A 9,980-nucleotide genomic window follows, 5' to 3' on the forward strand; every position below is an offset into this window, starting at 1 on the left:
GCAAAGCTAATTAAAATTTGGCATTCGGGTGAAACGTAAATTTCAAATAATTGGTATTCTTATTATAACGCTTTTAACGTATTTTAACGTTGTTCAGGCGCAAGGTTATAAAATTAATAAAGTTGTTATTGATGCAGGTCATGGTGGTACTGACCCCGGTTGTATTGGTAGTAAGACAAAAGAAAAAGATATTGCACTTTTACTGGCAACCAAACTGGGCGATTATATAAAACAATATTTTCCAACAGTAAAAGTAATATATACCCGCAGTACCGATACTTTTGTGGAACTTTATAAACGGGCACAAATTGCAAACGATAATAAAGCGGATTTGTTTATATCAATACATTGCAATGCAAATCCTTCTAAAGCACCGTATGGTTCGGAAACGTACGTTATGGGTTTGCATAAATCGCAGGCAAATCTTGACGTAGCGCAAAAAGAAAATGCCTCTATTTTAATGGAAGACAGCTATATTACGAATTACGATGGGTTTGAGCCGAACACAGAAGAAGCGTATATTATTTTTTCTCTTTATCAAAATGCTTATCTTGATTTAAGTCAAAACCTGGCAATTAAAATACAAAAACAAATGAAAGAAAAAGTTGGTTTATACGACAGAGGCGTTAAGCAGGCAGGATTTCTGGTTTTGTATAAAACGGCTATGCCCAGTATTTTATTTGAAGCCGGGTTTTTAAGTAATTTGAAAGATGAAGAATTTCTTTCCACTGCTAAAGGACAGGATTATGTAGCATCTGGATTATTCCGTGCTTTTAAAGAATATAAAAATGAACTGGAAAAAAATTCGATGGATAAAGATAAAGAAGATTCTGTCCCTGAAATTAAAAATGACACTTTGCCATATCATACTATTGTAAAAGATATTTCAAAGGAAGTTAATGACACTTTAGTAAATAATATTGTTTTTAAAATTCAATTTGCTACCTGTGATGTAAAAAAACCAATTAACTCACCCGATTTTAAAGAATTAAAGGATGTCCAGGAAGTTTATCATAATGGGTTATATAAATATTTAACCGGGAATGAAAAAAAATCGGGTGATGCTTTGGCATTATTAAAAAAAGTTCATGATTTAGGCTTTAAGGATGCATTTATAGTGGCCTTTCAGAATGGGGAAAGAATTTCTCCGCAACAAGCTATGAAATTGATAAAAAAAAATTAATAGATTTGTAAAAAAAATTATTCGTTTTGACTTTAAAAATTAAAAGAGAAGTAAAAGTTGGGATACTGGTAGTTACCACGTCTGCATTATTATTTTGGGGCATTAACTATCTGAAAGGTAAAAATTATCTTTCCAATAATCGTATTTTATATGCAACATATAACCAGGTTAATGGTTTGGTAAAAGCAAACTGGGTTATGGTTAATGGTGTTAAGGTTGGCGAAGTTTCGGGAATTGAGTTTATTGATTCTAAAGGAAGAGTGCAGGTTCAGATGTCGATTCAAAATAAAATAGATATACCTCGTAATACAATTGCAAGAATTTATAATTCCGATGTTTTAGGCTCGAAAGCAATTGAGTTATTATTAGGAAATTCCACCGATATGGTAAAAAACGGAGATGTTCTAAAATCGGAAATTCAACCATCAATTACAGAAGAAGTAAGTTATCAGATGCTTCCAATAAAACGGAAAGCTGAAAGTGTTATGGCTTCGCTCGATTCAGTGCTTGCTGTTATACAATATGTGTTCAATGAAGATACACGGGAAAATCTTAAACGTAGTTTTGAAAGCATTAAGTTCACTATAAAAAACCTGGAAAGCACTTCATATAATATAGATACTTTAGTTACTACACAAAGAAACCGTTTATCCCAGATCTTTTTAAATATTGAATCCATAACGAGCAATATCAAAAACAATAACAGTAAACTTACCAATGTTATCAATAATTTTTCATCCATAAGTGATTCATTATCGAAAGCAAAAATTGCAACGACCATAAATAATGCAAATAATGCAATGACCGATTTTGCAAAAATCACCGAAAAAATTAATAAAGGTGAAGGTTCGCTTGGCATGCTGATTAATAACGACAGCCTTTACAATGGACTTGAAAAATCATCTATGGAATTGCATTTGTTACTTGAAGATATGAGACTGAATCCAAACAGGTATGTTCATTTTTCTGTTTTTGGAAAAAATTCGAAGAAGCAATAACCTCATCAACCCCGAAAACCGCATGAAATTAATTTCTTCAGTTTGCCGGTTTCATTACTTAATAATAATTTCTGTTTATTATCTGCTTTTATTATCCTGTAATCAAAACAAAACAGTTGATATTAATAATGAAATGGCAAAGCTTAAAATCGTTGGCGATAGTATCAAAAATGATTTTTCGCTGATATTTGATAAAACTGAAAAGATTGCTTTGTATACAGAGGGTTTATATAAGAAAGGGATAATATATAATAAAGAAAAAATTGAAAAATCAGAATACGGAACATTACATAAAAAGGAAGATGATGGTGGTTCTGCAATATTTACCAGTAGTGTGGAAAAGGTAAATGATGAAATAATAAAAATCGTTAATATCACATCTCCACTGGATTCGCTTTTCAAAAACGTAACTGATTCATTGAAATTAGTGAAACAAATATGCTTTTTTGAGCAGCATTCATTTGTGCGCCTTTATCCGTATTTAGATGTATATTCTCAATTCATTCCCGATCTGGATATGCGGTCCATCGGGTTTTATTCTAAATGGGATAAGCGTTACAATACATCAAACAGAAAAGCAACACTGAGTAATATTTATCATAATCCTATGGGTAAGGGTTTGATGATTACATGCATGTCGCCGGTTTTTTATGATAAAGTTTTCCAGGGATTAATAGGTTTAAATATTACCATTGATGCAATCAAGGAAAAATATTTGAAACATAACACATCGCTGATGATAGTTGATAGTAGTGGAACATGTATTGCCATTGATGATGCAAAATCGGGAATATTCAATATACCGTTATTAAAAACACAAAAAAACATTCATACGGTTAGTGATAATGATTATATTGTTGAAAATTTAAACCTGTTAAAGAGTAAGAAAAAGGAGATACGAAAAGCATTTAATATGCTAATAAAAGAAAATGCCAAAACAGTTAAATTGAAGGTAAATGATGATGAATATATTTTAATGTGTTATAAAATACAGGGATTAAATTGGTTTATTATTAAATTCGAAAAAAAATAATTTTTTATGAGAAGGATACAAATGCTTTCTGCTTTCGTGGTTTTACTGCTTGTTGCAGCAAGTATTTTTATTTATCGGAATTTGATTAATCAGCAGATCGAAAGTAAAACAGATGAATTACAGAAACGTGTAAAAATTTGTGCCGAAAAAATTGAAGATTATTACCAGGATTTTATTACTGATGTTGATTATTTGATTGATGTAAAAAATTCAAAAGTAATTTTTTATGAAGATAATTCGGAGTTGATCAAACGTACCAAAAGAATTTACCTGAAATACGATAACCTGATTTCTTCTGTAAGGATTTATGATATTACAGGTAATATGATTATAGTAAATAAAGACACATATAATTATTTTAAAATAATTCATATTTCGAACAGCAATACACGTAATATCGTTTCAAAGCCCCGTGTATTTGTTGAAGGATATAAATATAAATATACAATACCTTTGAAAAATGAAGCAGGAGTTGTGTTTGCCAATGTTTCCTTTGGGTTGTCGATTCCCAATTATATTGAAAGTGAATTTTCAAATTTTTATTTAGGAAAGGATTCCTGGCAATTTTTGTTGAATACCAAAGGTTACCTGATGAAAGTGAAATATTCAGAAGAAGAATTTTCAAGCGATTCAGTAATTAAGGTAAGCAGCGAATCATTTATTGTTGACGAAATAAATAATGGTTATGAAGGTGTAATCAGAAATGAAATAAGTTACCAGTCGAAAAATTATAAATTATTATCTGTTTATTATCCTGTAAATTTTTTCAAAAACAGGTTTGGAATCATTTTTAGTATTGATGAACGTGCTGTACTTTCAACTATTAATAAAAATATTTTAGTGTTCTTTATTGCCACATTAATGGTTCTGGCAATTATTATATTTATATTTATTTTTATTATCAGGCAACTTACGGAGAGTGAAACCCGCATCAGGCAGTCGCTTCAGGCCCTGGATAAAATTGTTGACAATATTCCGGCAGGGATGATTGTTGCCGATGATGAAGGAATTATTCAGAAAATAAATCATTCGGCAGCACTTCTTCTTGGTTATGAAAGTGAAAATAAAAATAAAGGTAAAAATATTCTTTCGGTACTTTCTCTGGAGCCCAATAATTGGAGCGAATCGGTAGCAAAAAAAATAGATATAAAAAATTTAAAGGACGAAAGTAAAACAATATTATTAACGATAGTTTCATTGGTATTAGAAAACGAAAATTTTTTCCTATACACCATTGTTGATATTACAGAAATTGAAGAAGCTGTTAAAGCTAAGGAAGCCATAGCAAAAGCTAAAACGGATTTTCTTACTAACATCAGCCATGAAATCCGTACACCAATGAATGGAATAATTGGTATCACTGATTTACTTTCAGATACCGATCTGAATGCAGAACAAAAAGAATTGATAAAACTTATACAGGATTCAGCAGAAGTATTACTCAGAATTATTAATGATATTCTTGATTTTTCTAAGATCGAATCAGGTAAAATGAAAATTGAAAAGTTACCATTTAATATCCGTCAAATTCTAAATACCTTATTTGAACAATTTACAATTTCGGCAAATGCAAAAGGGTTGCAACTAAAAATGGACATCAGGGATGATGTTCCGGATAACTTGTTAGGCGATCCTATCCGTTTGCAGCAGATCATAACAAACCTTCTCGGGAATTCGATAAAATTTACTGATTCGGGTTTTATTTCATTAACGTGTAGTTTATTGAATAATGAAAAGAAAAATGCTGAAATATGCTTTTCTGTAGCTGATACAGGAATCGGAATTCCTTCGGAGAGCATTAATGAAATTTTTAAATCGTTCACACAGGTTGATACTTCTGTTTCGCGTAAATATGGAGGTACAGGTCTTGGACTGGCTATCTCAAAAGAACTTATTGAAATGATGGGCGGTGAAATATGGGTGGAAAGCCCGTCGGGAATTTCTTCCGATCCTTCAACTCCCGGTTCGGTATTTTATATTAAAGCTGTGTTCCAGGTTCTCTGATTTATTTTATTTAAAAATATCTTCCTTATTGTTTGGCCGTACCTGGTCTTCCCATCGGAAGCCTTTCAGCAGAATATCGGCAGGAGATAAATCACTTTCGGGATATAAAGTGGCTTCTGGTTTTATACTGAAACTAATGGTTTTAATATCCCTGTCTGCAACATAAATAAGCATATTTTCCGATTCAGCTTTATTGATACCAATAAGTTTTTTCCCATCATCACGTACAAAATATAAAGTTTCTCCGTTGCCCTTTACTTTGATTTTTCTCAAATCATTATTTATAAAATAACCTGTAATCATTTTACCTTTTATCTGGTTATATTTTGCAGTGTCGTCTTGCGAAATAATAAAAGCCGAAGAATAAAGTTCCATGCAATCGATTTGCTTGTGTTTCATTCGGATTAATATGGTATCAGAAGAAAGCTGATTTTCTTTAGTCCATAAAATCGGCGACATATACATGCTGATGACAGAATCTTTAAACGAATAAAAAATGGAATCGGCTACTCCTTGTAAATCGGATTTGTAAAAACGTGCATGATGATAAGCAAACATGAACTTCCCGGTATGTGTACTATCGAAAAATGCTTTCAATGTATCCGCATGCAGAAACAAGGAATCATCTTCGATAACCTGGATAAGCACAGCTTTATCTGTCATGATAGTTTTTCCTATTTTCTCATAATACTCTGCATAGTTGCCTTTCAAAATTATATCACGAACAGTATCGGTAACAGTAATATTATCGAATGCTTTACCAAATCCTGTATTCCGGCTGTAATACAAACTGTCGCCACTCAGCTTTTGATCATTGTTCTGAAAGTATGCATGCTTATTGAATTGTGCTATATCGTTACGTGTATCATACCATCCGTTCTCGCAATAAATAAAATTTTCTTTACTGATAATAGTTGTAGGTCCGTAGAAATATGAAATTTCCGAATTGGTATTATACATCAATGTGTCGGAATGCATGGTGTACCGAGGATTTATAAGCACCACGCTATCTTTAAAGAAAAACTGTTTTGTGTCAGCGTAATAATATCCAATAATGCTGGTCAATTTATTTTCGGCATCGGTAATTTTTCCTCCGGTAGTATAATTCCCAATGTTGGTTTTTGTATTGTAGTTTAAATGTTCAGTTCTTAACGTCATAGCGCCATCAATCATTTTTACATTATTATGCATTTCGGAAATTTTAGTATTTCCGTCATAAACCAGGTAATCGCCATAAATATTTACTGATGTTGAAGTTATATGTACATTACTGAATGCCTTTACGCTATTGGTTTCGGAATAAAGATAAGCGCTGTCGCAGTATAGATATGTGTTTTCATGCTTCAATATTACATTACCTATCAATTGCTTTACATCATCGCCTAAACTTTTATCAAACTCAAGAGTGTTGGCGCTAACAAGATCAATTTTTGTAACTTTCTGAGAATATAAGGAAACGGAAAACAATATTGTAATTATACCGATACTGAATAGTTTGCTGCATCGACTACAAAAAACTTTTTTATTGTAAATGTTATTATTTACGACTATCTGGGATAAATCGGTATAGCTCGTTCTATTCATTTTTTTCAAAAAGGAAGAGAACAAATATAAAACATACAATGTGAATGAAAATTTTTTCATCAGGTTTTTTGAACAAAGCAAAATTAATTAAAAAGCTGAATATGGAAGGTTAATTATTGTTAAGTAAGTTTGATATTGATAATTGGAAATTGAAAAAACATTTAATAACATTTTGCTGTTATTAAAATTTTGAATCAATTAAAATTTAGTATAATCTGATAAATTAAATTTGCTACAATGTGAAAAAATAATTTTTTGCAAATCAAATAATGAGCTCATTCTTAGAAATACTTAAAGATAAAAAAAACAGGCTGGTGTTTATAATACTTTCCTGCCTGGTGGTTCTTGCTGTATTACTTATATTTTATTTTAGCTCCAGTTCAACACCCGGTTTGGCTATAACCGCTGTTCCTTCGGATGCTGCCATGATACTCGAAGTAAAACAAGCAGGCAATTTTCATAAGGATTTAACCAGTGTTTCCGGTGTTTGGAAGGAGCTGATTAACTTCAATGTTTTTGCCGAAACAAATACTTCCATTGCTTTTTTAGATTCTCTTTTTAATACTAATAATAAAGTTTCGGAAATATTAAGTGAACATTCGGTATTCATTTCATTTCATATTTTGAAAACGGGTAATGCCGGAATATTATATCTTACTGCATTGCCAAAGCATTGCAGCGTTTCAGAAGCAAATGAATTAATAAAAAAATGTTCTGAAGTAAAAACTTTAATAACCCAGAAAGAATATGAGGGATTATTACTCAATGAAATCACTTTCGCTAAAGAAAGAAAATTTTATTACATCATCTCAAAAGGAGTTTTTATTTGTGGCTTTCAGCCCGATTTGATTGTGGATGCTGTAAAGCAGCAAAATTCCAACTCATCAGTAATGTTAAATAGCGGTTTTGCAAAAGTATCAGCTACTGCCGGGAAAAAAGTACAGGCTAATCTTTATGTGAATTATAATTATTTCCCCAAATTATTCTCGCTTCTTGCCGAAAAAAAAACTGCTGCTGAAATTTCTGAAATAGTCGGATTTGCTGGTTGGTCGGCTATGGATATCAATATTAAAAAAGATGCATTATTACTTAATGGCTTTGCTGCTGCCGATTCTGTCGGAGGATTCCTGGATGTTTTTTCAGGACAAACACCGCAGACAGTAGAAATAACCGATGTTATTCCTTCTTCATCCGCAGCATTTCTTTGTTATAGTTTCAGCGATTTTAAAAAATGGAACACCTCATATAAATCCTATTTGCAAAAGCAGGGAAAACTGGTTGCTTACAATGCACAGATTTCAAAGATCAATAAAGAATATAATACAGATGTGGAGACAGAAATTACTTCATGGATAGGAAAAGAAATAGCGCTTGTTATCACCGAACCTTCTGATACCGGGTTTTCTGAAAATATTTTTCTTGCGGTCAGGACCAATAATATCGAAAATACCACAACTCTTTTATCTAAGCATTCTCAAACAATAGAAAAGAAAATAGAAAAACCCAATAAAAAAACGGTATCAAAAAAATCGAAAAATAAAAAATCGAAAAATAAGATTGTTGAAAAGAAAGAGATTGTTAAAGCTGATGAACCAACGGTTATAAAGGACAATATAATTTATGAATATAAAATTAAAAATGTATTTCCTGCTTTATTCGGAAAAGTATTTAGTGGTGTAAAAGGGAATTATTATGCTATAGAAGGGAACTATGTAATATTTGGGAATTCTTTAAACAGCCTTAAAAAGTTTATCGGGAATTATTCTGAAGAAAAAAATCTTGATAATAATAACAACTACCTGGCTTTTTCAAAAAATGTATCTGCTGAATCAAATATTTATCTCTACTGCAACATAAAAAAATCGTTGGGAATATTCATGAAGTATGCGAATAAAACTTTATCGGATTATATAGGGAACAATTTATCATCATTCAAAAATCTCGATGCCTTTTCGTTCCAGGTTAAAACAAATGGCGACATGTATTATTGCAATTTTTGTTTAAAAACGAATACACTTGTTATTAACGAAAGTGATGCATTGTGGAGTGTAAGGCTTGATTCTTTAGTGTATGGCAGACCTGTGATTGTAAAAGACACATTGGGAAAATCTCAGAATATTATTGCTTTTGATAATGCTTGTAATATGTACATGATAAATGCCGAAGGAGGAATTAAATGGAAGTTGAAGCTGAAAGAAAAACCGTTGGGAAATGCTGAGGTTATTGAATACAATAAAAACGGGAAGTTCCAGTACTTGTTCAATACCGCTTCATATTTATATTTAGTTAACAGCGATGGTTCCTTGTTTGAAAATTTTCCGGTAAAGCTGGATGAACGTTGTACCGCATCACTTACCCTTGCAGATTATTCAAAGAATAAGGATTATCGGATTATTATTCCATGCGGAAGAAATATTTATAATTATCAGAAAAATGGCAGTCCTGTTGAAACCTGGAGTATGGTGAAAACAAAGTCGGATGTGGTATCAAAAATTTCATGCCTGAAATTTAATGGTGCTGATTGTTTTGCCGTTGCCGACAAATCAGGTAATATTTATATTTTTGATAAAAAAGGAAATACATTTATCAGCATTAAAGAACAACCATTAGCAATTCCATTTTCAAAATTTTATTCAATAGCAGCTTCAGGAAAACAGCGTTCAAGTATTGTTTCAACCGATATGAAAGGAAATATTATTTTTATTTCATCGAAGGGAAATATTGACAAAACAGCAATACCAGGATTAAGCTCACCGCATTTTTTCTTTTATGAAGATTGGAATAATGACAAGAAGAAAGAATATATTTTCATCGACAAATCAAAATTATCAGTTTACAATTACGAATATAAATTGCTCGGAAACTATTCTTTCCCTGCTGATATTATTTTGTCACCGGAATATTTTGAAAAAATAAATTCCGAAAATTATTTAGGAATACTTTGTACTAAGTTTCAGAAAATATATGTTATTGATAAAGATTATAACGTAAAAGATGGTTATCCGTTAAGCGCTACAACCATGTTCACTATTGGAAGTTTGAACAACGACAATTCCTACAATCTTGTGGTGGGAAATAACAGCGAGATTTATAATTATTCTTTTGAATAGAATTAGATTTAAATTATACTCAAAGAAAACAGGTTTGCAAAAAATCAAGATTGAATGAGCTGAAAATT

6 protein-coding genes are annotated in these 9,980 nt (G+C 31.4%); 5 read left to right on the top strand and 1 reads right to left on the bottom strand.

Annotated features, from left to right (window positions below):
• The first annotated feature begins 28 nt into the window (after positions 1-28).
• From PKK00_11550 to PKK00_11565, 4 genes are all read left to right on the top strand, one after another.
• On the top strand, positions 29-1,183 hold the full coding sequence (locus tag PKK00_11550; protein ID HNW99034.1) for an N-acetylmuramoyl-L-alanine amidase: 1,155 nt from the start codon (positions 29-31) through the stop codon (positions 1,181-1,183).
• 26 nt (positions 1,184-1,209) lie between these two features.
• Entirely contained in the window at positions 1,210-2,181 is a 972-nt protein-coding gene (locus PKK00_11555) for an MlaD family protein (GenBank protein HNW99035.1), read from the top strand.
• A gap of 133 nt (positions 2,182-2,314) precedes the next feature.
• A complete protein-coding gene (locus PKK00_11560; protein ID HNW99036.1) occupies positions 2,315-3,214 on the top strand; it encodes a hypothetical protein in 900 nt (299 codons plus the stop codon).
• Positions 3,215-3,220: 6 nt separating this feature from the next.
• A complete protein-coding gene (locus tag PKK00_11565) occupies positions 3,221-5,218 on the top strand; it encodes an ATP-binding protein (GenBank protein HNW99037.1) in 1,998 nt (665 codons plus the stop codon).
• 6 nt (positions 5,219-5,224) lie between these two features.
• On the opposite strand, the gene PKK00_11570 is transcribed toward PKK00_11565, so the two are convergent.
• Positions 5,225-6,802, bottom strand: a complete 1,578-nt coding sequence (locus tag PKK00_11570) for an OstA-like protein (GenBank protein HNW99038.1) — start codon at positions 6,800-6,802, stop codon at positions 5,225-5,227.
• Between the two features lie 269 nt (positions 6,803-7,071).
• Here PKK00_11570 and PKK00_11575 point away from each other — a divergent pair, with 269 nt between their 5' ends.
• Positions 7,072-9,912, top strand: coding sequence for a DUF3352 domain-containing protein (locus PKK00_11575; GenBank protein HNW99039.1), 2,841 nt, complete (start codon positions 7,072-7,074; stop codon positions 9,910-9,912).
• The last annotated feature ends 68 nt before the right edge of the window (positions 9,913-9,980 follow it).

The sequence above is a fragment of the Bacteroidales bacterium genome (assembly GCA_035353855.1).
GTDB lineage: Bacteria > Bacteroidota > Bacteroidia > Bacteroidales > CG2-30-32-10 > DAOQAK01.

What these genes read in the sequence shown, in the direction of transcription:
- PKK00_11560 (HNW99036.1), top strand. Translation starts at nt 2,315, where the DNA reads ATGGCAAAGCTTAAAATCGTTGGCGATAGTATCAAAAATGATTTTTCG.
- PKK00_11565 (HNW99037.1), top strand. Translation starts at nt 3,221, where the DNA reads ATGAGAAGGATACAAATGCTTTCTGCTTTCGTGGTTTTACTGCTTGTT.
- PKK00_11570 (HNW99038.1), bottom strand. Translation starts at nt 6,802, where the DNA reads ATGAATAGAACGAGCTATACCGATTTATCCCAGATAGTCGTAAATAAT.
- PKK00_11575 (HNW99039.1), top strand. Translation starts at nt 7,072, where the DNA reads ATGAGCTCATTCTTAGAAATACTTAAAGATAAAAAAAACAGGCTGGTG.